Source organism: Methylobacterium terricola, assembly GCF_006151805.1.
Classification (GTDB): domain Bacteria; phylum Pseudomonadota; class Alphaproteobacteria; order Rhizobiales; family Beijerinckiaceae; genus Methylobacterium; species Methylobacterium terricola.
The window spans coordinates 113887-137471 of record NZ_VDDA01000002.1; the positions used below are offsets into that span (position 1 = coordinate 113887).

Annotated in this window: 34 protein-coding genes and 4 tRNA genes; 37 read left to right on the forward strand and 1 reads right to left on the reverse strand. The window is 63.3% G+C overall.

Annotated elements, in window-relative coordinates:
- Positions 1–591: 591 nt before the first annotated feature.
- On the reverse strand, positions 592–858 hold the full coding sequence (locus tag FF100_RS04695) for a hypothetical protein (RefSeq protein WP_139034421.1): 267 nt from the start codon (positions 856–858) through the stop codon (positions 592–594).
- 164 nt (positions 859–1022) lie between these two features.
- On the opposite strand from FF100_RS04695, the gene FF100_RS04700 reads away from it, so the two are divergent.
- The 37 genes from FF100_RS04700 to FF100_RS04875 all read left to right on the forward strand — a co-directional run bounded on the left by FF100_RS04700 (position 1023) and on the right by FF100_RS04875 (position 23584).
- The gene (locus tag FF100_RS04700; protein ID WP_139034422.1) at positions 1023–1391 is read left to right on the forward strand and encodes a hypothetical protein; all 369 of its coding nucleotides are present in this window, start codon (positions 1023–1025) and stop codon (positions 1389–1391) included.
- Positions 1388–1759 carry a LexA family protein gene (locus FF100_RS04705; RefSeq protein WP_139034423.1) on the forward strand — a complete coding sequence of 124 codons (372 nt, stop codon included), beginning with the start codon at positions 1388–1390 and terminating at the stop codon, positions 1757–1759. The genes FF100_RS04700 and FF100_RS04705 overlap by 4 nt, the downstream gene beginning before the upstream one ends.
- Positions 1756–2277 (forward strand): VRR-NUC domain-containing protein, encoded by a 522-nt coding sequence (locus FF100_RS04710; protein ID WP_139034424.1) that lies wholly within the window; start codon positions 1756–1758, stop codon positions 2275–2277. Before FF100_RS04705 ends, FF100_RS04710 begins: the two co-directional genes overlap by 4 nt.
- A complete protein-coding gene (locus tag FF100_RS04715; RefSeq protein ID WP_139034425.1) occupies positions 2240–2428 on the forward strand; it encodes a hypothetical protein in 189 nt (62 codons plus the stop codon). The genes FF100_RS04710 and FF100_RS04715 overlap by 38 nt, the downstream gene beginning before the upstream one ends.
- 5 nt (positions 2429–2433) lie before the next feature.
- Positions 2434–2709, forward strand: coding sequence for a hypothetical protein (locus FF100_RS04720; RefSeq protein WP_139034426.1), 276 nt, complete (start codon positions 2434–2436; stop codon positions 2707–2709).
- Positions 2710–2830: 121 nt separating this feature from the next.
- Positions 2831–3802, forward strand: a complete 972-nt coding sequence (locus tag FF100_RS04725; protein WP_139034427.1) for a helix-turn-helix domain-containing protein — start codon at positions 2831–2833, stop codon at positions 3800–3802.
- 112 nt (positions 3803–3914) lie between these two features.
- The gene (locus FF100_RS04730; RefSeq protein ID WP_139034428.1) at positions 3915–4436 is read left to right on the forward strand and encodes a hypothetical protein; all 522 of its coding nucleotides are present in this window, start codon (positions 3915–3917) and stop codon (positions 4434–4436) included.
- Between the two features lie 133 nt (positions 4437–4569).
- Positions 4570–4704, forward strand: coding sequence for a hypothetical protein (locus FF100_RS38300; RefSeq protein ID WP_281287256.1), 135 nt, complete (start codon positions 4570–4572; stop codon positions 4702–4704).
- 27 nt (positions 4705–4731) lie between these two features.
- Complete coding sequence (locus FF100_RS04735) at positions 4732–5205, forward strand: hypothetical protein (RefSeq protein WP_139034429.1); 474 nt, start codon at positions 4732–4734, stop codon at positions 5203–5205.
- A gap of 26 nt (positions 5206–5231) precedes the next feature.
- Positions 5232–5657, forward strand: coding sequence for a Ros/MucR family transcriptional regulator (locus FF100_RS04740; RefSeq protein WP_139034430.1), 426 nt, complete (start codon positions 5232–5234; stop codon positions 5655–5657).
- Entirely contained in the window at positions 5657–5890 is a 234-nt protein-coding gene (locus FF100_RS04745) for a hypothetical protein (RefSeq protein ID WP_139034431.1), read from the forward strand. Before FF100_RS04740 ends, FF100_RS04745 begins: the two co-directional genes overlap by 1 nt.
- Positions 5891–5954: 64 nt before the next feature.
- Positions 5955–6794: a transcription termination/antitermination protein NusG gene (gene nusG / locus FF100_RS04750; RefSeq protein ID WP_139034432.1), complete on the forward strand. Its 840-nt coding sequence runs from the start codon at positions 5955–5957 to the stop codon at positions 6792–6794.
- A gap of 243 nt (positions 6795–7037) precedes the next feature.
- A tRNA-Pro gene (locus tag FF100_RS04755) sits at positions 7038–7114 on the forward strand.
- Positions 7115–7147: 33 nt separating this feature from the next.
- A tRNA-Thr gene (locus tag FF100_RS04760) sits at positions 7148–7223 on the forward strand.
- A gap of 17 nt (positions 7224–7240) precedes the next feature.
- Positions 7241–7314 (forward strand) — tRNA-Gln (locus tag FF100_RS04765).
- A gap of 4 nt (positions 7315–7318) precedes the next feature.
- Positions 7319–7394 (forward strand) — tRNA-Met (locus tag FF100_RS04770).
- 1461 nt (positions 7395–8855) lie between these two features.
- The gene (locus FF100_RS04775) at positions 8856–9080 is read left to right on the forward strand and encodes a hypothetical protein (protein WP_139034433.1); all 225 of its coding nucleotides are present in this window, start codon (positions 8856–8858) and stop codon (positions 9078–9080) included.
- A gap of 694 nt (positions 9081–9774) precedes the next feature.
- Positions 9775–9945: a DUF3309 domain-containing protein gene (locus tag FF100_RS04780; RefSeq protein ID WP_139034434.1), complete on the forward strand. Its 171-nt coding sequence runs from the start codon at positions 9775–9777 to the stop codon at positions 9943–9945.
- 4 nt (positions 9946–9949) lie between these two features.
- The gene (locus FF100_RS04785; RefSeq protein ID WP_139034435.1) at positions 9950–10432 is read left to right on the forward strand and encodes an HNH endonuclease signature motif containing protein; all 483 of its coding nucleotides are present in this window, start codon (positions 9950–9952) and stop codon (positions 10430–10432) included.
- A gap of 264 nt (positions 10433–10696) precedes the next feature.
- Positions 10697–11416, forward strand: a complete 720-nt coding sequence (locus tag FF100_RS04790) for a terminase small subunit (RefSeq protein ID WP_139034436.1) — start codon at positions 10697–10699, stop codon at positions 11414–11416.
- 9 nt (positions 11417–11425) lie between these two features.
- Positions 11426–11611 (forward strand): hypothetical protein, encoded by a 186-nt coding sequence (locus FF100_RS04795; protein ID WP_139034437.1) that lies wholly within the window; start codon positions 11426–11428, stop codon positions 11609–11611.
- A 668-nt stretch (positions 11612–12279) separates the two neighbouring features.
- On the forward strand, positions 12280–13923 hold the full coding sequence (locus FF100_RS04800) for a TerL protein (RefSeq protein WP_171070051.1): 1644 nt from the start codon (positions 12280–12282) through the stop codon (positions 13921–13923).
- Complete coding sequence (locus FF100_RS04805; protein WP_139034439.1) at positions 13923–15308, forward strand: DUF1073 domain-containing protein; 1386 nt, start codon at positions 13923–13925, stop codon at positions 15306–15308. Before FF100_RS04800 ends, FF100_RS04805 begins: the two co-directional genes overlap by 1 nt.
- A 101-nt stretch (positions 15309–15409) precedes the next feature.
- Positions 15410–15685 carry a hypothetical protein gene (locus FF100_RS04810; protein WP_139034440.1) on the forward strand — a complete coding sequence of 92 codons (276 nt, stop codon included), beginning with the start codon at positions 15410–15412 and terminating at the stop codon, positions 15683–15685.
- Between the two features lie 80 nt (positions 15686–15765).
- Positions 15766–16323 (forward strand): hypothetical protein, encoded by a 558-nt coding sequence (locus tag FF100_RS04815; protein ID WP_139034441.1) that lies wholly within the window; start codon positions 15766–15768, stop codon positions 16321–16323.
- A complete protein-coding gene (locus tag FF100_RS04820; protein ID WP_139034442.1) occupies positions 16323–16922 on the forward strand; it encodes a hypothetical protein in 600 nt (199 codons plus the stop codon). The genes FF100_RS04815 and FF100_RS04820 overlap by 1 nt, the downstream gene beginning before the upstream one ends.
- 13 nt (positions 16923–16935) lie before the next feature.
- Complete coding sequence (locus tag FF100_RS04825) at positions 16936–17451, forward strand: hypothetical protein (protein WP_139034443.1); 516 nt, start codon at positions 16936–16938, stop codon at positions 17449–17451.
- Positions 17452–17457: 6 nt separating this feature from the next.
- A complete protein-coding gene (locus tag FF100_RS04830) occupies positions 17458–17859 on the forward strand; it encodes a gp53-like domain-containing protein (protein ID WP_139034444.1) in 402 nt (133 codons plus the stop codon).
- Between the two features lie 5 nt (positions 17860–17864).
- Positions 17865–18746, forward strand: coding sequence for a phage head morphogenesis protein (locus FF100_RS04835; RefSeq protein ID WP_139034445.1), 882 nt, complete (start codon positions 17865–17867; stop codon positions 18744–18746).
- Positions 18747–18756: 10 nt separating this feature from the next.
- Positions 18757–19947 (forward strand): DUF2213 domain-containing protein, encoded by a 1191-nt coding sequence (locus FF100_RS04840; protein WP_139034446.1) that lies wholly within the window; start codon positions 18757–18759, stop codon positions 19945–19947.
- Positions 19948–19971: 24 nt separating this feature from the next.
- Positions 19972–20448 (forward strand): structural cement protein Gp24, encoded by a 477-nt coding sequence (locus FF100_RS04845; RefSeq protein ID WP_139034447.1) that lies wholly within the window; start codon positions 19972–19974, stop codon positions 20446–20448.
- Between the two features lie 30 nt (positions 20449–20478).
- A complete protein-coding gene (locus FF100_RS04850; RefSeq protein WP_139034448.1) occupies positions 20479–21438 on the forward strand; it encodes a DUF2184 domain-containing protein in 960 nt (319 codons plus the stop codon).
- Between the two features lie 10 nt (positions 21439–21448).
- Positions 21449–21766 (forward strand): hypothetical protein, encoded by a 318-nt coding sequence (locus tag FF100_RS04855; protein ID WP_139034449.1) that lies wholly within the window; start codon positions 21449–21451, stop codon positions 21764–21766.
- Position 21767: 1 nt separating this feature from the next.
- Complete coding sequence (locus FF100_RS04860; RefSeq protein ID WP_139034450.1) at positions 21768–22178, forward strand: DUF4054 domain-containing protein; 411 nt, start codon at positions 21768–21770, stop codon at positions 22176–22178.
- Positions 22175–22657: a hypothetical protein gene (locus FF100_RS04865; RefSeq protein ID WP_139034451.1), complete on the forward strand. Its 483-nt coding sequence runs from the start codon at positions 22175–22177 to the stop codon at positions 22655–22657. Before FF100_RS04860 ends, FF100_RS04865 begins: the two co-directional genes overlap by 4 nt.
- Entirely contained in the window at positions 22657–23058 is a 402-nt protein-coding gene (locus FF100_RS04870; protein ID WP_139034452.1) for a hypothetical protein, read from the forward strand. Before FF100_RS04865 ends, FF100_RS04870 begins: the two co-directional genes overlap by 1 nt.
- A complete protein-coding gene (locus FF100_RS04875) occupies positions 23012–23584 on the forward strand; it encodes a phage neck terminator protein (protein WP_139034453.1) in 573 nt (190 codons plus the stop codon). The genes FF100_RS04870 and FF100_RS04875 overlap by 47 nt, the downstream gene beginning before the upstream one ends.
- Position 23585: the final 1 nt, after the last annotated feature.

The window sequence follows — 23585 nt, forward strand, 5'->3', positions numbered from 1 at the left end:
AGGCGTCGGGCTCCTGATCTCTGCCGCGGCCCTCAGCCTGGATACAAAGATCCGGAAGTTCGTGCTGCCTTTCTGCATTGGGCGGGCCTCACAATGGATGAGGTCAAGAGCCGGACGGGTCTCGGCTACGAGGCCATTATCTCGGCTGTTCGCGCTCGCCACGTCCGCCAGCAGGGGGCGTGAGCGATGGTCGCCCCGACATACCGTTTCTCCCCTTTCGATCGGCAGCCCAACAGCCTTGCTGCTGATCGAGACGCGCCCGGCCGCCCTTGCGCAAGCCCCCCTCGTGCCCCGGCCGGGCGCACCCCCTTCGCCGAGATCGCTCGCCATGCCGGCGACGATGCGCCCGGTGAGCCTTCCGACCTGTTGGCTCCCGGGCGCCACCCCTCTTCCGCTGCGGAGATGGACCATGCGCAAGCCTCGCTATCGTATCCTGTTGTCGGACGGCCGGTGCCAGATGTGCACTCACGACGGCTGGGTGACCCTTCTGAGGATCGCGCCGCCGGTCTTCTGCATCTCGCTCGCCGTCTAGAGCGTGGGGCTCGGGATGCTGGTCGCGTCGCTGGCAACCTCGACATCCTGGCGGCTCGCCTATCGGTCCCCGTGGGCCTTTGCGAAAGCTACAGCCACCAGGGCCTTGCCTACGCGGTGAACGAACACGCCGAGCACGCGCAGTTGCTCGCGGATGCCCATGCGGTTGTCGTTCGCATGGCGGCTTACCCCGAAATCATGGATGTTATCTCGGCGCTTGAGAATGGCGGCGAGGTAGTTGTCAGGACGGCAGAAAGTCACGCGTCCTCGTCGTGCCACGCCGCCGGCGTCCGGTCCTGCAAGACCGGCGCCGTTGGCGGTGAACACAACCCGACCTCTCGGCCTCGCAAGCTCTGGTCGGGCATCATCGACTTCGTATCGGCGGGACACCGCAAGTCCTCCAGTCCTGCGCATCAGTCTGCTCCCGCTGTGGTGATCAAAGAACACCACAGGAGTGATGTCAGGTGTGCCAAAACTCGTGGCAGGGTCGCATGACCTCCTTAGCGTTCGAAGCCGCCGAGGGGCTGAAACAGCTCGCTGAGCCCATTCCGGCTGGAGATAAGATCAAGGCGCAGATTAACCGGGCGGCTCGCGCCGCCGGGCTGTCCTACGCTCGCGCCTGGGGCATCTGGTACGGCAAGGCCCGCCGCATCGACGCTCACGAACTTGAGGCTATCCGCGCGGCCAAGATCCGTCGCGAGAAGGAAGCGTCGTATGAGTTGGAAAGCATCGCGTCCGATTTTGAGGCGCTTGCACAGCGCATGTCCCGAGTGGCTGCGCTCTCGTCTGGGCAAGATGCTGATCGCGCTCGGGTACTCGGTGACCGAATTCGGCGTCTGGCTAGCGGAGCCGGACGATGAGCACCGCGAATGGTTCTAGCGGGCGATATGGCCTCACCCCCAATCTGCGCGTGCTGCTGGACTACATCAGCGGTTTCATCGAGCGCAACGAGGGGATAGCCCCATCGTTCGATGACATGCGGGTGCACCTTGGGCTTCACAGCAAGTCCGGCGTTCATCGCATGGTTGGTCTCCTTGAGGAGCGCGGTTACATCCGCCGCCTCCAGCATCGCGCCCGCGCGATCGAGGTGATCAGGCAGGCGCACGCGGTGTCGCTGCCTGACGACGTTGACACCGTTCTGCGCATCGCAGCCGACCGCGAGGGCATACCGCCCGCGGCCTACATCGCACGAGCCGTTGAGGCCTACCTGCGGAGCCCGCAGGCATGACCGCGAAGCGCACCTATCGCCTCTCCGAGGCCGCGATCCGCCGGGCGACCTTCACGCACTGGAAACTCCTGCGCACGCCGGGCACCGCGATCATCAGCATCCCGAACGAGGGGGCCGATCGGCGCAACCGCTTCGTGGTGCTGGACCACATCGCCCAGGGAATGCTTCCGGGCGCACCGGACTGGGGCTGCTTCGGGCCTGAGCCGGGCAAGGTCCGTTTTCTGGAGTTCAAGGCCGACGACGGCAAGCTGAGCGACGAACAGCGCTCCTGCCACGCCCTGCTGCGCTCCCTCGGGTTCGAGGTCGAGGTCACCTGGGGCCGTGACGAGCCGATCATCGTGCTTGAGCGCTGGGGCATGTGCCGCGCTCCGGCAACCCGTTTGATCCCGCAAATGGAGACCGAAGATGAGCAAGCGCGTGGCCGTTCAGGATCTGCCTGTCCGCGTTCAGCGGATCATCAACAACGTGCGATCGGGGCAGATGCTCTGCCGTACCTTCCGCATGAAGGAAACAGGTGAAGGCGAGACGCTGTTCGCTTTCGAGCCCTCCGGTCGCTCCTGCGGCCCGAAGAGCGCCGAGGCGGCCATCGGATCAGGTTGGCTCGTTCCGCAAGCCGACGGGCTGTTCGGCGCCGAAAGCTCCCAGACCTTCGTTGCCGCGCAGGTCTGACACCGATGTCTGCCGCCTTCCGCCGCCCCAAACTCACGCACATGCCGCATCAGGTGTTTGCGCGGGAAGAGCGTGCGGCACAGCGGCTGGAACAGATCGCGCAGCACGACGAGCATTTCTGCGGTCACTGCGGTGTTGCCGGCGCTTCACGGGGCTTCAAGCGCCCCGGTTGGGCGCATGTCCGAGACGAGGCGATCTGGGCCTGCTTCGATGCTGAATGCTTAGCGTGGGCAGAGAACGCTGTCGATAAAGATGACAGGCAGGGGAGCGAAGCTGCATGACCTCTTGCTTAACAGCAATCGACCGCTTTTGTGCGACTATCTCTGCTGCATACGGTCAAATTAGGCTTGTGGCAATACTTACCGCGTACATTTTTCAGTCTGAGCAGAGGAGCGCGGAGGCTTGAGTATCGACGCCTTGCGCTGGGCTAAACGCCAGCGGACAGATAGCCCTACCCGCAAGGCCGTTCTCATGGTCCTCGCGGACTATGCCGACGAGCGCGCCCGCGCTTGGCCCTCTCAGGAGCGCATCGCCGACGAGACCGAGCTTAGCGAGCGGAGTGTCCGCACAGCCATTGGCGATCTCGTCAAGCTTGGGTTTTTGGTCCGCCAGATCCGCAGGCGCGACGACGGCACGCGCGGCACCGACATTCTGCACCTTCAGCTCGATTTCGACAGCCGGAAGGAGTTGCCGGCTGATAGCAAGCGGCAAGAGCTTCCGGCTGATCATCAACCGGCAAATGGCGTCAAACCAACCGGCAAATCACGTCGTATCAACCGGCAAATGGCGTCAAACCAACCGGCAGCAGTTGCCGGGAAACTACCAACTGAACTACCAGAGAACCCCCATCCGAACGGTTCCGATGCTAACGCATCGGGCAGCCCGGCTTCGCCGGACGTGCCTTTGCCGCTGTCTTTGGTCGATCAGCTCTGGATCGAAGGCAAGGCCGGCATGATGGGCAACGGGGTCTCGGAGCGCGAGGCCGGCAGCGTCATCGGTCAGGCTCTCAAAATCAGCGGCAACGACCACGGCCGCGTCCTTTGGGCAGTAACGGAAGCCATCCGGCGGGGCTCAGGCGATCCTAGGCCGCTCGTGATGCGCCTGATCCGCGGCCAGCCCGAAAACCGAAGCGCTGCGCCGCGAGCAAGTCCGGGCGGCTTCAGCAGACAAGGCACCCACCAAGTTCTAGCCGAGTTCATGGGGTACGGGCATGACCAGCATCACGACGAAGGTTCAGACCTCGACTTTGGCTCCCTCGCCGCTGACTCGGCAGATGGCGGATCTAACGGCGGTCTACACGAACCGGCTCGAAGAGAACCCGAGCGATTTTCGGGGCCGCGTCATCTCCGCGTCGTTGGCTCCGACTGGTACTGATCAAGACGCGCTTGAGGATCGGCGCGAGGAATTACGCGCCTCGCTCCGAGCTGATCCTCGCTCTGCGGCGGCCGAGGTGGCGAAGCTGCTAGCGACTTTCCCGAGCTACGGCATGGACGCCAATGCCGCGCGCCAGACGATCGCACTCTACGTCGAAGCCCTCGACAGCATTCCTACATGGGCCATCGAGGCTGCTCGCAAGCGGTTCTCCAAGGGACAGGCTAAGGTTCTGTGGGACTTCAAGTCCTGTCCGTCTTCGGCGCAGTTGGTGGGCGAGAGCCGGCACATGATGCTGGACGTTGAGGAGGAGCTTCACCGCCTCAACCTGATCCTCAACGCAACGATCGTTGACACCGACACAACCGAAGACGAGCGCAAGGCGGCTCTGGCTCATTGGGAAACGCTGAAGCGCGAGATCCTGAACACTAACGGCGCCGACAGCCCGCGCAATCTTCAGGTCGAAGCGTTGCGCGAGACGAACCAGCGCGAGAAGCTGAAGGAGCACGCCAGGCTCGCCGCCGCCGGCATTGACCTGCCCGTTTCGGCTGATGGCCTGACCGTCTCTCAGTCCCTCCGCGAGAGCAACCAGCGCTATGCCGCCGAGCGCGGCATCCGCCTTCGGCAGGATGCCTGACATGCGCGTCCCCGAGGTCGCTGACCGTCTCCGCGAGAAGGTCGCAGAGCATTCGGATCCAGAGCTTGCGAGCCTAGCGGATCATCTCCGCAGGCGCCGTCCGGTTCGCAAAGCGAAGCCTGTCTCTGCAAGAATGACACCAGAGCTTGAGGCGAAGATCCAGGATTACGCCAGGCTCAACCCCAGCCAGCCCTACTCCGTCATCGCCACGATGCACGGCGTCAACATCGGCCGGATCAGCGAGGCCCTTCGGGGCTTCCGGCGCTAACCCCCTTCACCCTGAGGAGACAGTACGATGTCTGCGATGCTCGACGAAAGCGCGATCCTGTCTGCGAAGAGGCTTGGCCTTAGCGAAGAAGAGCTGAACGCGTTGATACAGACACGCCGGATGCTGGCGGAGGCTAAGATCGGCCACGCGCCAGGGGAAGGCATGGCTGGGTTTAACATGAACTATCAAGCCAAGCGCTGGGATTGCGGAGCGGCCTGTTGCATCGGCGGGCATATGTCTTTGCTGATGCAGGGTGTTCCATCCAGTGACGGCGTATTCGTGCTGACTCGCGAAGAGGCTATTACCGCCGGCGACTACGTTAATCGTAGGGAGTTTGATCACGTTCTCAGCCCACTATTTTTCCCGAGAGAGCTTGAGGAACTTGATAACGATATAGGCGGGCTTTGGGACAAAATTACACCTGAGATGGCTGTCAGAGCAATCGATAGTTTCCTCCTGACTGGAAATCCCAATTGGATAGTCGCTGTTTCCGTTGCCTAACCCCTTCACCCTGAGGAGAAGACACCATGACAACCGAGACCACCAAGCACGATCTGATCGCCCTCACCGCCGAGATCGTCACCGCCTACGTGGCGAAGAGTAGCGTTCCGCTGAGCGAGGTCCCTGCGCTGATCAGTGGCGTCTACGCCTCGTTGGACGGCCTGACAACGCCGCCGGCAGAGCCCGTCGTGGACCACACCGTCTCACCTGCCGCCATCCGCAAGAGCATCACCCCTGACTACCTCGTCAGCTTCGTCGATGGGAAGCGGTATAAAACGCTCCGCCGTCATCTCAAGCGGCACGGCCTGACGCCTGAGCAGTATCGGGAGAAGTACGGCCTGGGCTACGAATATCCCATCACAGCGTCTTCATATTCGGCTCAACGCTCTGAACTCGCAAAGGGTTCTGGCCTTGGACAGAAGCGCGGGCGCAAGCCGCGGCTGGTGGCGTGATGAAACTTGACGAAAAACAGTTGGAGCGAGCATCCCGCGAATATTGCGACTTAATGGGCATTGATCCCAACGAGACCATTTCGCGCAAGCACCCTCACGCTGATCGGCCCCCTTATTTTGGCAAGCTCCTGATGACCAAACCACAGTGGGCGTGGGCAATGGATGACGTGCGCTCGATGATCGCAATGCGTGAAGCGATCTTGCGCGCTGAGGTTAAGTCACAGCCCGATTGATCTTGAGCGGCCGGGATCTCTCCCGGCCCTCTCCCCTCTCAGCGTAGCGTAGGAGACAAGGACGATGTTCGCCAAGAACGCTAGCGGACGTGCGATCAAGGCTCAGGCCACTCCGGTCCACTATGGCCGCTTGCCTACGAAGGTGAAGATCGTTGAGGACAAGCCCTTGGCGGAAGAGGACCGCATGGAGGCGCCGGAGATCACTCCTGGCGCTCCGCGGAAGCTGCCGAAGGGTGCGTTGGGCACGCCCGCCATCACGCGCGATGCTGAGGGCCGGCGCTGGTACGCCCTGACCGTCATGGCCCAGACCGAGCGCAAATGCTGCCTCGGCCTGCGCAAGCTCGGATATGCCGCCTACAGCCCCGCAGAGACGATCTGGGTGCCCTATAGCCGGCAGCAGCAGAAGGCCAAGCGCGAGGTGCAGCGGCCGTTCTTCGTCCGCTACGTGTTCATCGGCATGCACGACGACGACCCGTGGTGGCCGCTGCGCGAGCGCGACGCCTTCGGCCGTAACAAGCTCGGCATCGTCGGCATCGTGTCGAACCAAGGCAAGCCGATGCTGATGCGGGTCGATGAACTGGCTAAGATCGCCAACCATGAGCGTGAGGGCTGGTACGACGAGAGGAAGCGCCCGCTCTTAGAGCAAGGCGAGAAAGAGTTGAGCCGTCCCAAGGTCGAGGCCGGTGAGATGGTCAGGATCATCGACGGCGCCTTCGCGACGTATGAGGGCCGAGCAGACGAGGACTCTACCGCGGAAAAGGCGCGCGTGTGGATCAACGTGTTTGGACGCGAAACGCTGATGGTGATGCCGATTGCTGACGTGGAAAACCTGTCGCGTCGCTCGGGTAGTGGAGAAAATCGTGTCCGCGGCCCCTTGATCCCTCAGACGGATGCTGTAGTTTAGCGCGCACGATCAGGGCGCCTGCTGAGCTACGGCATTTGCCGAGACCCGGGCGCGCCGCCCAGAACGCCGGAGGCACGGGCGGATCGCGAAGCCGGATTGAGGATCGCAGGTGATCCAAGCCGGTTTTGCGCTGGCGAAGCTATGGAATTCGCCCCGAGCAGCGACGACGCGCCGAGGCAGAGAGAGGTTCAGGAGTTTCCTATGTCGGGCGCGAGTTCAGATCGACCGCGACCCTCCGCCTATCAGGGCGTGGGGAAGGTGGTCATCCCGCCTGCCTTGGAAGCAGGAGATCGCTGGTTCGACGCCAGTCGCCCTGACCATTTCGTTGCTCGAACGACCACACGCTAGCTTTTGCTGGCGTAGCTCAGGGGTAGAGCAGTTGCCTTGTAAGCATCAGGTCGGGGGTTCAAATCCGCCCCGCCAGCACCATCGACAACGTTAGACGCTCTCGCGTCGTCTAACGGTAGGATGTCAGATTTTGGCTCTGAAGATACTGGTTCGAAACCAGTCGCGAGATCCAGTTTTGCAGAGTGGAGCAGCAGCTAGCTCGTCTGGCTCATAACCAGAAGGCCGCCGGTGCAAGTCCGGCCTCTGCAACCAAGTTCGGTGTGGCAGCCCGGAAGGACGGGCAAGCGGATTAGGCTGCGGGGTGTCCCGCTTCGCACCTGACGCGGGATAGTCGGATAATCGCCGGGGGAAGCCCTCGTAGACCGGCGCCCTCTCTGAGGTCCGATTGGGGCAAGCCGGTATCAAGCCCGGTCCACACCGATAGAATGTCCCCTTCTGGGCCTGTCGCCGGTTGGGGATGTACAGAGCGACTGGTGCTCCGTAGCTGGGCGAGGGCTACGGTTAAGACAAGCTGATCAGCCCTCGGCAGATGAGCTAGCTCGCCCCAAATTCAGAGTTCGGTGTGGGGCCCGTTCGCGGGCGGCGGTTGATCTGGCAAATCTCGGGTGATGTCGGCGTTTGTCGGAGAACCCCTCCCCTAGTACCCAGTGATCTGCGCCGGGCTAGCGTTAGCTCCGAAACGCCCGGCCCACACCGATAGAGTTCGATGCGGCGCCCCGGAGGTGGGGCTTAATCAGCCGTCCGCCGGGTAGCGCCCGAAGCCACGGCCGCGTCGATCCAGTCGGGAGTGCTCTCCCGAGCCGACGTTCACTGCACCCTGCCGCGGTGGGCGCTTATCCTCAGGGCAGTGGTCTGCCAGTTTTAGAGACCGCCTCAGCGCTTGCACGCAGAGGCATTCAGGGCCTCGGTATCGGGGTTCCTGCTAGAGCGGTCCCAGGCTATTGCCGGGGATACCATGCAAGTGGGAAGGCCCTTCGGGGCGCCGCATATCCAATTCGAGATCGGGGCTCTGATGAAAATCGCGAACGCCAAGACGCCTCGGCTCTGATCCCCGCGAATAGGGCGCGCGGGCGCCTGGGATCGGAGCCGGCGTCAGAGGGTCCCTTGGAGAAGTTTCACCGCGGAGTGCGGCGCCATCACCTCGGCCGGATGAAGGCCAAGGTCATTCGGGTTTACGGCCGGTTCAATCCCGCCGATCCCACGAGTTGCGAGCGCCTGGCGAACCACCTTGCTCACTGCTCCGGCTGGTGCTGCGGCAACCCGCGGCGATGGTTCGGAGAGTCCACGATGCAGGAGCGGCGAGCGTTTCAGGCGATTGAAGTTTGAGTTTCGAGGACAGATCCCCTGAGGGCTCCACGGCCCGATAGCCTCGACCCGCCACCGCAAGGTGGTCCACGCGCAGCGAGATAGCCAAGTGGCTGGGGAGAGTAAGATGACCAAGCGGTATTTTGGTCCGTTTGGAAACCTTCCGGCTTGGCTCGCCAGCCCTCAATTCAAGGCTGCCCTGCGCGCAAACGCGGCAGCAATGCGCGCCATGAAGGCGGAGCAAGCTCAGAACCCCCGACGCCTCTCCACGGAAGCGCCTCACGAGCCCTGAGCACAGGGCGTCTTACGACGGGGTCACTTAATCAGGCGGCGAGGGCCTTGGTGTACGGGAGCCCGTACATCTGATTTGGAACTTGGCCTTCACAATCCGGCTCCGGAGCCGCCTGTATGACCTACCAGTTCGCCGATGCCATCGACGCTCTTGCCGATAGCTGGGCCAGCATCGACGGCAAGCGAGGTGAGTACCGTGCTGGCAAAGGTGCCGTGACGATCCTTGACGAGCCCGGCGGTCACTTCACCGGTTATCAAGCCGACGCACAGTCCATGATTGATCGCCTTCGGCGCCGTGGCTGGGATGTGACGCCGCTTTCCCCGGCTCCGGAGTCGCCCTGATGCTCCCCCTTACTCGGGCTCTCCTCACAGGCGCAGGCCTCGGGTTAGCCCTAGGCGTCCTGGTCCTGATGCTGACGTCCCTAGGGCTGCTGATTACTCGATAGCTCTTCCCGTCTCCACACAGCCCCGCCAGCGGCCATGAGCATCCTCGGCTTCTACATCGTGGATCGATACATCCACCCCAACGGCTCGACCTGCATGTTCGTACGGTCGAACCCTTTCTGCCGAGACTGGAAGGGCCTCGACTGGGCTCGCGAGAATGCCGCGCAGTCCGAGATCCTTCCGCGGGTCCGCAGGTTTGGCGCGTAGCCCCTCAGATCCCATTACAGCCCCGCCAGCGGCCGAACGCAGGCTAGAGCATGAACCGCCGCGATATCCTTCTCGCCGTCTCCAGCGCCTATCTAGTGCCAGCTGTCGCATCGCTAGCCTCGGCCGCCAGTGGCAGCGTGGCCGCGATGACGAAGGACTGCGCCCGTCAGGATTGCCGGATTTCGGAGTGGGGTGGCCGCTCTACGCTGTTGGGTTGGCAGCCGACTTACGATCGAAACGGCAATCGCGTGGACAAGGGCGATCCTAATATTACGACCTGGAATGCAAGCTGCGCCACTTGCGGCAAGCAGTGGGTCGTAACGAGCCGGTACGGCGAGACAGAAGCTACCCTGATTAAGCCGCCAGCGGCCGACTGAGGACCCATATGGATCCGCTCCTAAAGATCGTCCTCATCGTGCTCGTGATCGGCCTACTGTTCGGTGGCGGCTTCTACGCCGGCCCCTCAGGCGCCTACCCCTACCGCACAGGCGGATGGAGCATCGGGGGTATCCTGATTTTTGTGCTGGTGGTTCTGCTGCACATGGGACGTATCTAGCGTCATGTCCCGCACCATCCTCGCTCTTGCAGCGCTTTTGTCCGCCTCTCCCGCATGGGCGATTGACCCTACTGGCACGCGTCCTGATCCGGTTCTGACGCCAGGCGCCGTGCGGACGGCTGATACCGCCGAGATCTGCGACAAGGCCAAGCACACTGCGGACGTGCGGAACGTCTCTGGCGCTGAGAAGCAGGCGGTTTACCGTCGGTATGGCCTGACTTCGAACCGCGCCGATTGGTGCAACAGCGAGGAAGGGTGCGAGGTTGATCACCTCGTCAGCCTCGAACTGGGCGGGTCGAATGACATCACCAACCTCTGGCCCGAACCTTTCGTTGGAGAATGGAACGCTCACGATAAGGATGCCCTTGAAAACCGGTTGCATAAGCTGGTCTGCGCCGGTCGACTCGACCTGACTGCCGCGCAGACCGCAATCCGCACCGATTGGGTCGCCGCCTACAAGCAGTACGTCGGCCCCAAGCCCGAATGACCTGCACCAACCGCACCCACCCCTGCCCAATTTGCAAGATGGGCCCCTGCCGGGAATGGCAGGGCCGAGGGGCAGTGAAGTAGCCGATGGCCTGCCTCTCCTGCGCTCAGGCCCGAAGTGCTGCCGCTGCCGCTGTGAAGGCTGCCAGCACGGGCAATATCCGCGAGGCTGCCGCCCAAACTGCCCGCATGACCGACGCGCTCAAGGACAAGGCTGAGAGCCTGAGGGTGCGGATGCTGACGCGAAAGACTGGATAGAGCCCACATGGCGCTCAATGACAAACAGCGCCGGTTCGTTGAGGAATACCTTGTCGACCTGAACGCGACCCAGGCGGCGATCCGCGCCGGGTATAGCGAGAAGACCGCCCGGTCGCAGGCCGATCGTCTGTTGACAAATGTTGACGTCCAGGCCGCGATCTCCGAAGGGCAAGCTAAGCGGTCGGAGCGGACCCAGATCACCGCCGATATGGTACTCAACCATTGGTGGGATCTGAGTCGGGCTGACCCGAACGAGCTCATCCAGTACCGGCGCCAGTGCTGCCGACATTGCTGGGGCGAGGGCTTCGGCTACCAGTTCACCCCGGCCGAGTTCGCCAAGAAAGAGACTGAAGCGAACGACGGGCCGGAGGTGCTGCCGATCGACCCGCAGGGCGGTATCGGTTTCGACGCGAAGCGCGAGCCCAACCCTGATTGTCCTGAGTGTCACGGCGAAGGCACGGGCAAGCTCCACGCGCTCGATACCCGTAAGCTGAAGGGCTCGGCGAAGCTGCTCTACAAGGGCGCCAAGCGGACGAAGGACGGCCTTGAGATCCTGATGCACGATCAGGCCAAGGCGCTCGAAAACGTTGCGAAGCATCTCGGCATGTTCGTCGAGCGGCGCGAAGTCAGCGGTCCAGGCGGCAAGCCTGTCGAGCTGGTGACCAAGGACATGTCGCCCAAGGAAGCGGCCGACGCCTATGCCGGCACCATCAACGGCGACGACTGAGAGTTCACCATGGACGCCAAGCGCCTAAAAACGGCCTCCTTCCAAGAAATCCGAACCCGCTTGACCGAAGAGAGGCGCTTCCTTTCTGATCAGACTTTCTCTGAGTGCATCACGCGTGCGCTCGCCGAAATGTTTGAGCGAGGCGTTGCCGCCGGACGCGAGTTTGAGGCCAAGAACTTGAGCAAGTCGAATTGAAGCCACTGCGCTTCGGGCTATAATGGACGAGCCGCCGGGTGCTTGCGACACGCCGACGGCTCTGACCAAGCCCGAACGCAGGAGGTTCGAGTGGCTGACTTCGGTTTATGCTCAATTGAGGGCTGCGGCAAGAACGCCGCGAAGAAGGGTTGGTGTCTCGCCCATTACACTCGGTGGTATAGGCACGGCGATCCAGAGGCGGGAGGCCGAGCCCAAACGGCGGCTGGCGCGTCCTTAGCGTGGATGCAGGCCAATCTTGACCACGACGGGGCCGGCTGCCTGCTGTGGCCCTTTTCGCGTTCGCCGAACGGCAGGGCACAAATAGAGGTCGATGGTCGCCGGCATACAGCCGGCCGAGTGATGTGCGCCTTAGCTCATGGCGAGCCGCCGGATCCTGACTGCGAAGCGGCGCACTCGTGCGGAAAAGGTCATCTTGGCTGTGTAAGCCCCGCGCACCTGCGCTGGGCTACTAAGGTTGAGAATGAGGCGGACAAGGCAGGGCACGGCACGCTTAGGCGCGGTCGTTCGGTCAACACGAACAAGCTGACCGAAGCTGAAGTGCGTGAGATCCGTTCACTAGAAGGGCGGCATACTCAGCGCGAAATAGCCGCTCTGTTCGGTGTTAGCCAACTCAACATTAGCCACATTCTGAGACGAAAGAGTTGGTCTTGGCTGGAGTGAGCAAGGCGTGGCCTCCGGACTATACGGAGGCATTCGCTCAGCGGCAAAAGCGTTTCTTTGCCCTTCGGAAAAATCCTGATGGCGCCAAGGAATTCTATCGTACGAGGCCGCACGAGTTCATTGATCACTGGGCGACGACTTACGATCCGCGCAATGCGTCTGGGGCGTTGCCCGCTAAGCTGCCGTTCATCATGTTCCCTCGGCAGCATCAATTCGTTGATTTCCTTCTAGAATGCGTCAAGGCGGAAGAAAACGGGTTAGTCGAAAAAGCGCGCGATATGGGCGCAACCTGGGTCTGCTGTGCCTTCTCGGTCTGGCTCTGGTTGTTCTGGCCGGGCGCCGCGGTTGGCTGGGGCTCACGCAAGGAGCAGCTGGTCGACCGTATCGGTGACGCCGACAGCATTTTTGAGAAAATGCGGATTATCGTCCGTGGGCTGCCGCGACAGTTTTGGCCGGCGGGCTTCCGCCCCGATGACCACATGACCTACATGCGGCTCATCAACCCAGAGAACGACGCGTCAATCACGGGCGAAGCCGGCGACAACATCGGCCGCGGCGGGCGAAAGCTCATCTACTTCAAGGATGAGAGCGCCCACTACGAGCGGCCCGAGAAGATCGAAGCGGCGCTCGCGGACAACACCAGGGTTCAGATCGACATCAGTTCGGTCAACGGCCTAGGCAACGTGTTCCATCGTCGGCGCGAAGCCGGCGTCGAGTGGGTCAGCGGTCCGGTCACGAATGGCAAAACGAACGTCTTCGTCTTCGACTGGCGCGACCACCCGGCTAAGGATCTGGCGTGGTACGAGACTCGACGGAAGAAGGCTCAGGCCGACGGCCTGCTGCACGTCTTCGCGCAGGAGGTTGACCGGAACTACGCCGCGGCGGTCGAGAACGTCATCATCCCGTCGGAGTGGGTGAAGGCGGCGATCGACGCGCATAAGCGCCTCGGGTTCGATGATGCGGGTGGTTGGTGCGCTGGTTTGGACGTGGCGGATGGCGGTGGCGATCGTAACGCGCTGGCGCTCCGCAAAGGCGTCATTCTGAAGGTTACGCAGGAATGGGGCGAGCGTGACACAGGCGTCACCGCTCGCCGCGCCGTCGCAGCCTGCAAGGAGCTTGTGCCGATCGCCTTGCAGTACGATTGTATCGGCGTCGGCGCGGGCGTGAAGGCCGAGACGAACCGCCTGATGGATGAGGGGCTGATGCCCCGCTCGCTGCATCTGGTTCCCTGGAACGCTGGCGCCGCGGTGCTGCGGCCGGACCAGAGGGTTGAGCCCGGCGACCCGGACACGCCGATCAACAAGGACTTCTATTCGAACCTGAAGGCGCAGGCTTGGTGGCAGCTGCGGCGGCGGTTTGAGCGGACGTGGCGCGCGATCAACGAGCCGGGCTTCACCTGGAAGGTTGACGACCTGATCTCGCTTCCCTCGGACCTGCCGCAGCTTCGGCAGATCGAAAAGGAGTTGAGCCAGGCCACGGCGAGCCAGGGCGCGCGGCTCCGCCTTGTCGTCGACAAGACGCCCGAGGGCACGAAGTCGCCGAACATCGCCGATGCGATCGTGATGGCGTTCTGGCCCCTCCCCCGGCCCGGGGCCGGCCTTATGGACCTCTACGGTGACGCAGCGGCCTGATGTTCCTCTTTGACCGCCTCGCCAACCTCGTCACCGGCTCCGGCACCGCCAAGGACAAGGCCACCGGCGCGCGTTTCGTCCCGAGGTTCCTGACACGACAGGAGCTTGAGAGCGCCTACCGGTGTGATTGGCTCGCCCGCAAGATCATCGACATCATCCCCTTCGACATGACCCGCGCCTGGCGCGAGTGGCAAGCGGATCGTGAGGAGATTGAAGCCCTTGAGGCGGAGGAGTGCCGCCTTCAGGTGAAGGCGAAGTTCGGATTGGCGCAGCAGCGGGCGCGGCTTTATGGCGGCTCTGCAATCCTGATCGGCGCCGACGATGAACGCCCGCAAGACGAACTTCGGCTGGACCGCATCGGCCTAGGCGGGCTCAAATACCTGCACGTCCTCGCGCAGCACGACATCTCGGCCGGGACCTTGGTCCGGGACCCGCTCTCGCCCTATTACGGCGAGCCGTCGATCTACCAGATGGGCGCCACCGGTGGCGCGCCCATCGATGTGCATCCATCCCGGGTGATCCGGTTCATCGGCGCCGAACTGCCCGATCCGTTCGGGATCGCGGGCTCTGCTATCGGCGGCGGATGGGGAGACCCAGTGCTCCAGATCGTCCACGACGCGGTGCAGAACGCCGCCTCGTCACAGCAGACGGTCGCGAGCCTCCTGCCGGACGCCAAGACCGACGTCATCACCGTGCCGGGCCTGACACAGCACCTCGCGACCCCGGAGGGTACGGCCCGCTACAGCCGACGCTTTGCCGAGGCGGCCCTACTCCGCAGCATCCACAACGTCACGCTGATTGACGGTGGTGACGGCGCGGCGGGGGAGAAGTGGGAGCAGCGGCAGATCGACTTCGCGAACTTCGCGGAGCTGCTGCGTATGTATCTTCAAGTGGCGGCTGGCGCGGCCGACATCCCGGCGACCCGGCTTCTCGGGCAGGCGCCGGCAGGCCTGAACGCTACCGGCGACAGTGACGTTCGCAATTACTACGACCACATCAGCGCCAAGCAGGAGAGCGATTTCCGCCCTCGCTTGGATCGCCTCGATGAGATCCTGATCCGCTCGGCGCTCGGCGATCGGCCCAAGGAGATCCACTACCGCTTCGCCCCGCTCTGGCAGCTCAGCGACGCCGAAAAGGCTGAGATTGCAGCCAAGAAGGCGACGGCGCTCAAGACGCTTCAGGACACCGGCCTGATTGACGACGAGGTGCTTCGCGTCGGCGTCCAGAACCAGCTTGTCGAGGATGGCACCTATCCGGGCCTTGAGGGCGCCTTGAAGGATCAGAAGGAAGGCCGGCTCAAAGTCGCCGGTGAAGAGCCTGACGAGGACGACCCGTTCGCCGAGCCCGGGAACGAGAACGACGTGAAACTTGAGGCGGCCGAGTAACTATGTCCGCTCCCGCTCGGGTTGATCAGGATATCTGGCGCGGCGACAACAGCCCTCCCCTCTCGTGGGGCTTCGGGCCGGCGGCTGCGCCTGAGATCCCGGTGGGCGCCCAGTTTCAGCTCGACGTCGAGTGGGACGCTTCGGCCATGGCGCTCGCGATCGACGGTCCTCTCATCGGCACCATCACAGCGGCCTCGCCTGCCGGGCTCACGGTCGATGTTCCGACCGGCACGGTGACGTGGCCCTATACCACCACGCAGAGCGCTTCGATCCCGCGGGGTGCCCGCGCCAGCTACACGCTCCGCTGCGTTTATGGTGGAACGACGCAGACCTGGGCGTATGGCCGGCTGATCGTACGGGATGGGGGCTCGGCGTGACCTGCTGCGGCGTTCGTCACGTCAGACCACCGGCGCCACAGGCTCGCATCATCCGGGTTCCGGCGCCGAGCGCGCCGAGCGTGGTTCGGCAGCAGATTGCCGGGATCCCGGGGCCGATGGGGCCAGCATCGTCCTTCCGCGGCTTCGGGACAGTCGATTACTCGGATTTGGATGCTGTTACGCTGAGCCCGAGCAATGACGTGCTGTCTGGCATCCCGCTCCCCATGGTCGCCGGACAGTGGACCCGAGTGACCCGCGATTTGCAGCCGTCGGACAGCAACAGGAACCCACTCGCCGACCCTTTTGCCGGTTTCTCGTTCTGGGATGGCGCTCTGCTTCGCGCTCACGCGGTTGGCGACATCTACCTGTACAAGCTCACATACCGTGTGATGCCTACCCTGCGCGGCAGCAGTCTCCGCTTTGCCTTCAGGCCCGGCGGCAACCCGAACTTCGACTTCGGGCCGCAGCCAATCGTGCTCAGCACTGACGCCGGCTCAGAAGAAATCGGATCCGAGACGTTCGTCACACAGGTCCGCAGCCGGTTCGCCACAATGGGCGCCGAGGTCTACGTCTGGTCCTCGTCAGGCGGTCAGCTCCTTGAGTTCAGTCCCGAGATCACGCCTCTAGGCCACGCCTGATGCACTGGATCGGGTACGATGAGAGCGTTAACGTTCTCGTGATCGCGGATGAGGGGGTCTTTCCCGCTGGCAGTTTGTCTGTCGCAATGGACGGACAAGGCATGGTCCGGATCGTCGGTCTCGCGCGCCGGACTGAGCTTTACGCCCATTGGACGGATATCGGCACGCTTGAGAGCACCACGTTTGCCGACGGTGCAACAACCCTTGCCTATCTGACGGCGGAACTCGCCAAGCAACGTACGTCTAAGCCAATCGCACTCCCCTTCACGGCCGGCGAGCCGATCGGGGGCCATAAGGGCGTCAGGATCGCCGCTGGCGGCCTTGTGCAACTTGCTTCATCGGATGACGCCTCGCAGGCCGGGACGGTGCTCGGCGTGTCTCTCGCGGCGGCGGACGATGGTTCTGGGCTTGACGTCGCGATCATCGGCGAGGTGACCGAGTCGAGCTGGTCGTGGGCGGTTGGCCCGGTATTCCTTGGCATCGGCGGCGCTCTCACTCAGGCGCCGCCAGCTTCTGGGTTCGTGCAGCAGATCGGGAAGGCCATCGGGCCGCACTCGCTCGTCGTGTCTCTATCCACCCCCATCGTGCTCGCGCAGTAGGAGCCCCGGCGCCATGCCCGCGAAGAAGTACCTGCGATCCGCCACAACGGGCTATCCGACCGAGCAGGCTGCCACGGTCGTCAGCACAGGCGTGACGAACGGCGGTGATGTGGTCGCCCTCGACGACACTGGGCGGCTGGACTCCAGCGTCCTGCCGGTCGGTATTGGCGCAGATGTCGCCATCCTTGCGGCCACTGAGGCGCTGACCGCCGGTGATTTCGTCAACGTGTACAGCAACGCAGGCGCCTTCTCCGCTCGCAAGGCTGATGCCAGCAACACCGGCAAGGAAGCGCACGGCTACGTGCTCGCCGCGGTGACCAGCGGCGCCAACGCTACAGTCTACTTCGACGGCCGCAACACCAGCGTGACCGGCATGACGCCTGGCCCGGTGTTCCTGTCGGCTACCAATCCAGGCAAGGCCACGTCGACCTGCCCGACCGGCTCGGGCCAGCTTCAGCAGCGCATCGGTGTGGCCGTCGCTGCCACTGAGGTGAACTTCGAGGCTGTGACCCCGATCGTTCTCGCGTGATGGCTCATGGCAACCCGGCGCCCTCTCGTCGCGAACAGCGGCCGGGCAGACGAGATCTCTGCCTCTGACGTTCTGGCGCCAGCCACACTCGGCTATTCGTCCGGCTCAAACGCAAATGGGACGTGGTGGAAGGCGCCGGACGGCATCATTGAGCAGTTCGGTACGGTGACGCTCACCAACGGGACCGTAACAGTTACTTTTCCGATCGCCTTCCCGAACGCCTGCTTTCACGTTGACCCTGTTCCGGTATCTGTCAGCGCGGTCGGCACTTCGGTCTCGGCTTGGTTGAACGCAGTGCCATCCAAAACAAACGCCACTATCAATGGCCGGTCCTTCACAACTGTGCTTGGTGTCCTGAACATCGGCTTGGGCTCCTTCGATCTGAAGTGGCACGCGATCGGCAACTGACGCTGATGGACCTCAACGCCCGCTTCGATCTCGCCGCTCTCGCCAAGGGCAGGACCAAGCGCAAGGTCATCGAGTTCCGGGAGATCAAGCCGCGACTGGCGTCGGAGCAGGCGTTCTATCGCATCATCATGAGCGTGCTGGTCGAGGCCACGAGCCGGCGCGCGGAGATCCTGGAGGCAGCGGCTGCGACCCGGCGCGAGCTGATCGGCGACGCGGCGACGATCGGCGCCATCATGGCGGAGATGCGGGCGGCTATGAGTCAAGCTGCATCGCTCGCCACCGGCCCGTTGATGAGCCTATTCGCCAACGACGCACGCCGCCACGGCGAAACGTGGATCGGACAGGTCAACCGACTGATCGGCGTCGATCTCTCGGCGGTGGTTCGCAGTAGCGATGTGCAGACCATCCTTCAGCTTGAGGTGCAAAAGAGCGTCGCCCTGATCCGTGGCCTGTCCGACGACGTGGCGAAGCGGATCGAGTTTCAGGTCATCGATCTCGTTTCCCAGGGCAAAAGCCAAAAGGACATTGCGGCGGCTCTGGCCGAGACGGCTGGGTTCACCCGCAAGCGGGCGATGTTCATCGCTCGTGACCAGGCGGCCAGCTTCAACGGCGCGCTTAACCAAATCCGGCAGGAGCAGGCCGGTGTCACGTCGTACATCTGGCGCACGGTCGGCGATCAGCGGGTGCGCCCCGCGCACCGGCTCAGGAACGGCCAGCGGTTCCGGTGGGATAGCCCGCCGAGCGACGGTGCGCCAGGTCGACCGCCGAATTGCCGCTGCACCGCGCAGGCGGTTCTAGACCTCGATGAGACGCCTCGCTCTGGTCGAGCCCGCGCTTCTCGCGCCGGCCTCTCCGCCGTGGCCTCTGCCCTCGGCATCGGACTGTAACAGGTAGACCATGCTTCTGATCGACGCCGCGCCCATCGCCGGCACGCGCATCACTGCCGACGGCTACCTCGTGGCGGATGCCCGCGTGGCTCGCGTCGGCGTGCAGCAGTACCTTGGCGTCGAGGTCGAGCGGCCGGACCTCGCCATCGTGTCGGTCTACCGGCCAGCGGAAGAGGTGTTCAAGGCTGATAGTCTCGCCAGCTTCGCGCATCGCCCCGTCACGATCGGGCACCCGCGCGACGCCGTGAACGCCAAGTCCTGGCGCCTGCACTCCGTTGGCAGCACCGGAGGCGACATCGCCCGCGACGGTGACTTCGTGCGTGTGCCGCTCGCTGTCATGGACGCCGACGCGATCCAGTCGGTTCAGAGCGGCAAGCGCGAAGTGTCGATGGGTTACCGCTGCCGCCTGGAATGGTCGGATGGCATCGCCCCGGATGGGACGCCGTATCAGGCGATCCAGCGGGACATCAACATCAATCATGCCGCCATTGTCCCCAAGGGGCGGGCAGGCTCGGAATGCCGGATCGGGGATGGGCTCCCGGCGGACATTGATTTTCAGCCCGCCACCCCCACCCCGCAACCACAGAAGGACGCGTCTTCGATGAAGACCCACCTTGTTGACGGGCATCCGGTTGAGATGTCCGATGCGGCGATCATCGCGGTTTCCGCGCTTCAGAAGCGCGCCGCCGACCTGACCGCCGATAATCTGAAACTCGTGGCTGACGGCAATCTCGCTGCGACTGCTCACGCCGAGGCGATCAGGGCCAAGGATGGCGAGATTGCCGAGGCGCGCAATGCCGTAGAAGCTCGCGATGGCGAGATTGCGGTACTTAAGAAGCAACTCGCGGATGCTGAGATGACCCCGGCCAAGCTGGATGCGGCTTTGGCGGTTCGTAACGCTGTTATTGGTGCGGCCCGTTCCGTCTTGGGCGACAGCTTCAAGGCAGATGACAAGACTGAAGCGCAGATCCGGCGCGAGACCGTCTCTGCTCGTCTTGGTGACGCCGCGGCGAATATGGGCGACGCGGCGATTGAGGGCGCCTTTGCAGCACTGACTAAAGATGTCAAGCCGGCGGATCCGCTTCGGAATGCCATTGCAAACGGCCTCACTACTGTCGGAGACGCTGAGGCTGAAGCACACGCGGCCCATGCTCGCCGCGTGGAGACTTTGCGCAATAGCTGGAAGGGCCAGGCGGCCTAACCGCCCAGAATTAGGAGCACTTCCATGGCAGTTCTTCAGAGCACCTACACTCAGTCCATCGCTGTCGGCTATCCCGGTATGGTCGCCAATGGCGAAGAGGGCAACCGCATCTCGCGTACCGTTGAGGACGTCGCGGGCCTTCCGTTTGGACGTGCAGCGTTTCGTGGTGTCGGCGATCGTGGTTGCACGGCGACCCCGTCCGCTACCGCTGGCGCCTTTCTCGGCATCTCTATCGCCAATCTCGCGGTGCAGCCGACCGTCGGCGTCGTCGCGTCTGGGTTCGCGGCGGATATCTATCATCAGAACGGCGAAGCGGGCCTCATGAACGAGGGTGTGATCTTCGTCACCGCCGGCTCGAACACCACGCAGGGCGCCGCGGCATACGTGACGAGCGCCGGTGCTTTCACCGCCACCTCGAACAGCAACACTGCCATCCCGGCGGTTTTCGATGACACCGTGTCGAGCGGCACGGTCGTGCGCCTGCGTGTCCGCAAGGCTTAACGTCAACTTTATAGCCAAGGAGTCCCAGAGATGGGCATCAACTTCCTCGACGCCCAGCAGGCTCTGGGTTTCGTTCGTCCGCAGTTCTACAATATTGAGCGGACCATCTACGAGCAGAAGTACCCGTCGTTTGATTACGCTTCGCTGATCCCGGTTGTGACCGAGGGCAATGAGTGGGCGCGCGGAACTCTTTTCTCGTCCGTTGACATGGCGGGTCAGGCGCAATTCATCAGCGGCAAGGGTTTTGATATGCCCTACGCCGACGTGGCGCACAGCCAGTTCACCAAGGGTTTTGCTCTGGCCGGCATCGGTTACGAGTGGTCTCTTGAAGAGGTTATGACCGCCCAGATGGAGGGTATTAACCTCTCGGACGTGAAGGCGACCGCGGCGCGTCGAGTGGCGGAGCAGTTCCTTTGGAACATCGCCATGACCGGGCGCCCTGACGGCATCAACAACCAGAAGAACTGGTCTGGTCTCGTCAACGATCCGAACGTGCCGACCGTCACGGCCGCGGCTACTGGCACTGGGAGTGGGACCGCTTGGACCACCAAGAACCCGGATCAGCAACTCGCTGATGCAAATGCGGCACTCACCGGCATTATCACCTCGACCGTTGAGGTTGAGATGGCTGATACGCTGGCGCTGCCGACATCGCGCCTGCTGTCGCTGTCTTCGACCGCACGTTCCGGTACCAGCGACTCCACGGTTCTGGAATACCTGCGCAACAATAACGTCTACACCGCTCGAACCCGGCAGCCGCTGACCATCATCGGTCTGCGGGCGCTTGAGACGGCTGGTGCCGGCGGCACTAAGCGCATGATCGCGTATCGCCGTAGTCCTGAAGTGCTGCGCTTCCACCTTCCGATGCCGCACCGCTTCCTCCCGCCGTTCCAGAAGAGCGGCATGACGTGGGAAATCCCCGGCATCATGCGGACCGGCGGGACTGAGATCCGGCTTCCGGGTGCCGTTTCTTACGTCGACGGCATCTGAGGAGATGGCAATGAAGATCAAGAACATCGACGTCGGCCCGCGAGGCGTTTGGTCTGATGGTGTGGTTGTGATGCTGGCTCCCGGTGAAAGCCGGGATCTCAGGGTTCAGAAGGGTGACCTTGAAGCCGCTCGTGCAACGGGCTGGTTCAGTCTTGAAGGCGTTTCTTCCGAGGAGCCGGAAGAGCCAGCACTTACTCCGTCACCCGCGCTTGACAGCATGTCTGAAGACGAGCTTCGGGCCATCCTCAAGGATAAGGATGTGACGGTGGACGGCCGGTGGGGACGCGACAAGCTCCTCTCTGAGGCCAAGAAGGCCGTGGGCAACTGACATGCCGCTCCCCATCGTCACGGCAGCGGACCTCAAGGCCCGCTATCCGGTGTTCAAGGACCAGCCGGACGCCCTCGTGCTGCTCATGCTTGAGGACGCCACCGGCTCGGTCTCGGATACCTGGATCGTGACGGATCAGAAGCCAGCGCTTCTGGCCTACGCCGCCCATCTCCTCGCCTTGGAAACCTTCGCGTCGAACTTGGCGACGGATGGGGCCGGCAACCCGGTCGCCGTCACCGGCCCGATGGAGAGCATTGAGGTCGGCGACGTGAAGGTAAAATATGCTCACCAGTTCGTGAGCGAAGCGGGCGCCACGGCCGGTGCGTCGGGCTCCAGCCTCGCCTCTACGCCCTACGGGCGCCGCTATCTTGAACTGCTGCGCAAGTCGAACCCGGGCATCCTCGTCGTATGAACATCCGGGTTACGGTCGACCTTGAGCGCAAGGGCGACATAAAGAAGCTCCTTGAGCGCGTGCTGCGCAACATGGGGCAGGAAGCGAAGGTGAAGGTCGGCTTCCCGGCAGGCAAAGCCTCCAGCGACATCATCGCCATCGCCACCTATAACCATGAGGGTACGCGTGGTGGCGCCTCCGGCGGCGGTTGGGGTGGGCCGATCCCGCCCCGCCCGTTCATTACGCAGGCGCTGTTCAAGGGCCGCGGTGAACTCAAGCAGTTCATGCGGGCCGAAGCGCGCAATATTTTGCTCGGCAAGATCACGCCGAAGCAGGCCCTGCCTCGCCTTGGGATCTGGGGTCAGCAGCAGATCCAAGCGCAGATCCGGTCGAATATGCGACCGAAGAATTCTCCCGTCACTGTGCGGCTAAAGGGTAGCGACCGCACCCTCATCGACACGGGCCGCATGCTTCAGAGCGTCACCTGGGCTGTTGAGTGATGGATCTCTCCCGCGCCTTCGTGGCGATCGCCATGCTTCAGCGCCCCGCGATCCTCAAGACCCCGGGCGGCCGGCGGGTCATGGGCAAGTGGGAAGACGCAGGGCCTGCCGCGGTGAAGATCAAGGCGGTTATCCAAGCTGCCACGCAGGAAGATCTCGTCCAGTACAACACCGAGGACAAGCTTGACGGCTTCGTCCGGATCTGGACCGCAGCCGAGCTGCGCACAGTGGACGAAGATCTCCAAGCTGACGCACAGCAGATCATCACGCCCGAGGGTGCGGCGTATCGCATCGTCAAGGCAGGCCGTCGCAACGAAGCCGGGTTTACCCGCGCCATCGGTAGGCTCGTGAAGAATGACCGAGGACGAAGCGTATCGTCGGCTATGGACATTCCTCGTTGAGGTCGATGCGGAGAGCGTGGTCCTCGGCCAGACGCGCCAAGCACTTGAGGACGTCGTCTTTCACCATCAGCGCGCCCCCCGTCCCGAAGGACCATACGCGCAACTGACCCCTCTCGGGTCGCGAGACACCGGCGAGGGCCACGCGCTCTGCTACGAAGCCGTCACCATCGGCGGTGAAGAGCGCATCGTCGAGCGCAGGACTGAGGGCGTCGCCTACGGCTGGCGCATCGACGTCTACGCGACCGAGGCTGGCGACTACGCCCGTGCCTTCCGGGCCGCACTCCTCTCGGCCAGAGCGCAGCTGCATTTCCTGCCGTTCGTAGTTACCGAGGTTGCCGAGATCACGCAGTCAACCGATCGGCAGCAAGAGAACTGGGAAGCGCGAGCAAACTTCAGCGTGACCCTTAGTGGGTCGCGGACGCAGCGCACTCTCATCGACGTGATTGAACGCGGCCACATCGCCATTGCTGGTGTCCGGGGCGGCGGCTCCGTCATCCAAGACAGCATCGAATACGCAAAGGACTGAC

Excerpts from the sequence above, each read along its gene's own strand:
- FF100_RS04705 (WP_139034423.1), top strand. The coding sequence starts at position 1,388 with ATGAGCACCGCGAATGGTTCTAGCGGGCGATATGGCCTCACCCCCAAT.
- FF100_RS04855 (WP_139034449.1), top strand. The coding sequence starts at position 21,449 with ATGAAGATCAAGAACATCGACGTCGGCCCGCGAGGCGTTTGGTCTGAT.
- nusG (WP_139034432.1), top strand. The coding sequence starts at position 5,955 with ATGTTCGCCAAGAACGCTAGCGGACGTGCGATCAAGGCTCAGGCCACT.
- FF100_RS04720 (WP_139034426.1), top strand. The coding sequence starts at position 2,434 with ATGTCTGCCGCCTTCCGCCGCCCCAAACTCACGCACATGCCGCATCAG.
- FF100_RS04745 (WP_139034431.1), top strand. The coding sequence starts at position 5,657 with ATGAAACTTGACGAAAAACAGTTGGAGCGAGCATCCCGCGAATATTGC.
- FF100_RS04805 (WP_139034439.1), top strand. The coding sequence starts at position 13,923 with ATGTTCCTCTTTGACCGCCTCGCCAACCTCGTCACCGGCTCCGGCACC.
- FF100_RS04875 (WP_139034453.1), top strand. The coding sequence starts at position 23,012 with ATGACCGAGGACGAAGCGTATCGTCGGCTATGGACATTCCTCGTTGAG.
- FF100_RS04710 (WP_139034424.1), top strand. The coding sequence starts at position 1,756 with ATGACCGCGAAGCGCACCTATCGCCTCTCCGAGGCCGCGATCCGCCGG.
- FF100_RS04730 (WP_139034428.1), top strand. The coding sequence starts at position 3,915 with ATGGACGCCAATGCCGCGCGCCAGACGATCGCACTCTACGTCGAAGCC.
- FF100_RS04845 (WP_139034447.1), top strand. The coding sequence starts at position 19,972 with ATGGCAGTTCTTCAGAGCACCTACACTCAGTCCATCGCTGTCGGCTAT.
- FF100_RS04840 (WP_139034446.1), top strand. The coding sequence starts at position 18,757 with ATGCTTCTGATCGACGCCGCGCCCATCGCCGGCACGCGCATCACTGCC.
- FF100_RS04715 (WP_139034425.1), top strand. The coding sequence starts at position 2,240 with ATGCTCTGCCGTACCTTCCGCATGAAGGAAACAGGTGAAGGCGAGACG.
- FF100_RS38300 (WP_281287256.1), top strand. The coding sequence starts at position 4,570 with ATGACACCAGAGCTTGAGGCGAAGATCCAGGATTACGCCAGGCTCAAC.
- FF100_RS04830 (WP_139034444.1), top strand. The coding sequence starts at position 17,458 with ATGGCAACCCGGCGCCCTCTCGTCGCGAACAGCGGCCGGGCAGACGAG.
- FF100_RS04795 (WP_139034437.1), top strand. The coding sequence starts at position 11,426 with ATGGACGCCAAGCGCCTAAAAACGGCCTCCTTCCAAGAAATCCGAACC.
- FF100_RS04860 (WP_139034450.1), top strand. The coding sequence starts at position 21,768 with ATGCCGCTCCCCATCGTCACGGCAGCGGACCTCAAGGCCCGCTATCCG.
- FF100_RS04870 (WP_139034452.1), top strand. The coding sequence starts at position 22,657 with ATGGATCTCTCCCGCGCCTTCGTGGCGATCGCCATGCTTCAGCGCCCC.
- FF100_RS04735 (WP_139034429.1), top strand. The coding sequence starts at position 4,732 with ATGTCTGCGATGCTCGACGAAAGCGCGATCCTGTCTGCGAAGAGGCTT.
- FF100_RS04850 (WP_139034448.1), top strand. The coding sequence starts at position 20,479 with ATGGGCATCAACTTCCTCGACGCCCAGCAGGCTCTGGGTTTCGTTCGT.
- FF100_RS04825 (WP_139034443.1), top strand. The coding sequence starts at position 16,936 with ATGCCCGCGAAGAAGTACCTGCGATCCGCCACAACGGGCTATCCGACC.
- FF100_RS04785 (WP_139034435.1), top strand. The coding sequence starts at position 9,950 with ATGTCCCGCACCATCCTCGCTCTTGCAGCGCTTTTGTCCGCCTCTCCC.
- FF100_RS04740 (WP_139034430.1), top strand. The coding sequence starts at position 5,232 with ATGACAACCGAGACCACCAAGCACGATCTGATCGCCCTCACCGCCGAG.
- FF100_RS04780 (WP_139034434.1), top strand. The coding sequence starts at position 9,775 with ATGGATCCGCTCCTAAAGATCGTCCTCATCGTGCTCGTGATCGGCCTA.
- FF100_RS04865 (WP_139034451.1), top strand. The coding sequence starts at position 22,175 with ATGAACATCCGGGTTACGGTCGACCTTGAGCGCAAGGGCGACATAAAG.
- FF100_RS04835 (WP_139034445.1), top strand. The coding sequence starts at position 17,865 with ATGGACCTCAACGCCCGCTTCGATCTCGCCGCTCTCGCCAAGGGCAGG.
- FF100_RS04775 (WP_139034433.1), top strand. The coding sequence starts at position 8,856 with ATGACCTACCAGTTCGCCGATGCCATCGACGCTCTTGCCGATAGCTGG.
- FF100_RS04790 (WP_139034436.1), top strand. The coding sequence starts at position 10,697 with ATGGCGCTCAATGACAAACAGCGCCGGTTCGTTGAGGAATACCTTGTC.
- FF100_RS04700 (WP_139034422.1), top strand. The coding sequence starts at position 1,023 with ATGACCTCCTTAGCGTTCGAAGCCGCCGAGGGGCTGAAACAGCTCGCT.
- FF100_RS04820 (WP_139034442.1), top strand. The coding sequence starts at position 16,323 with ATGCACTGGATCGGGTACGATGAGAGCGTTAACGTTCTCGTGATCGCG.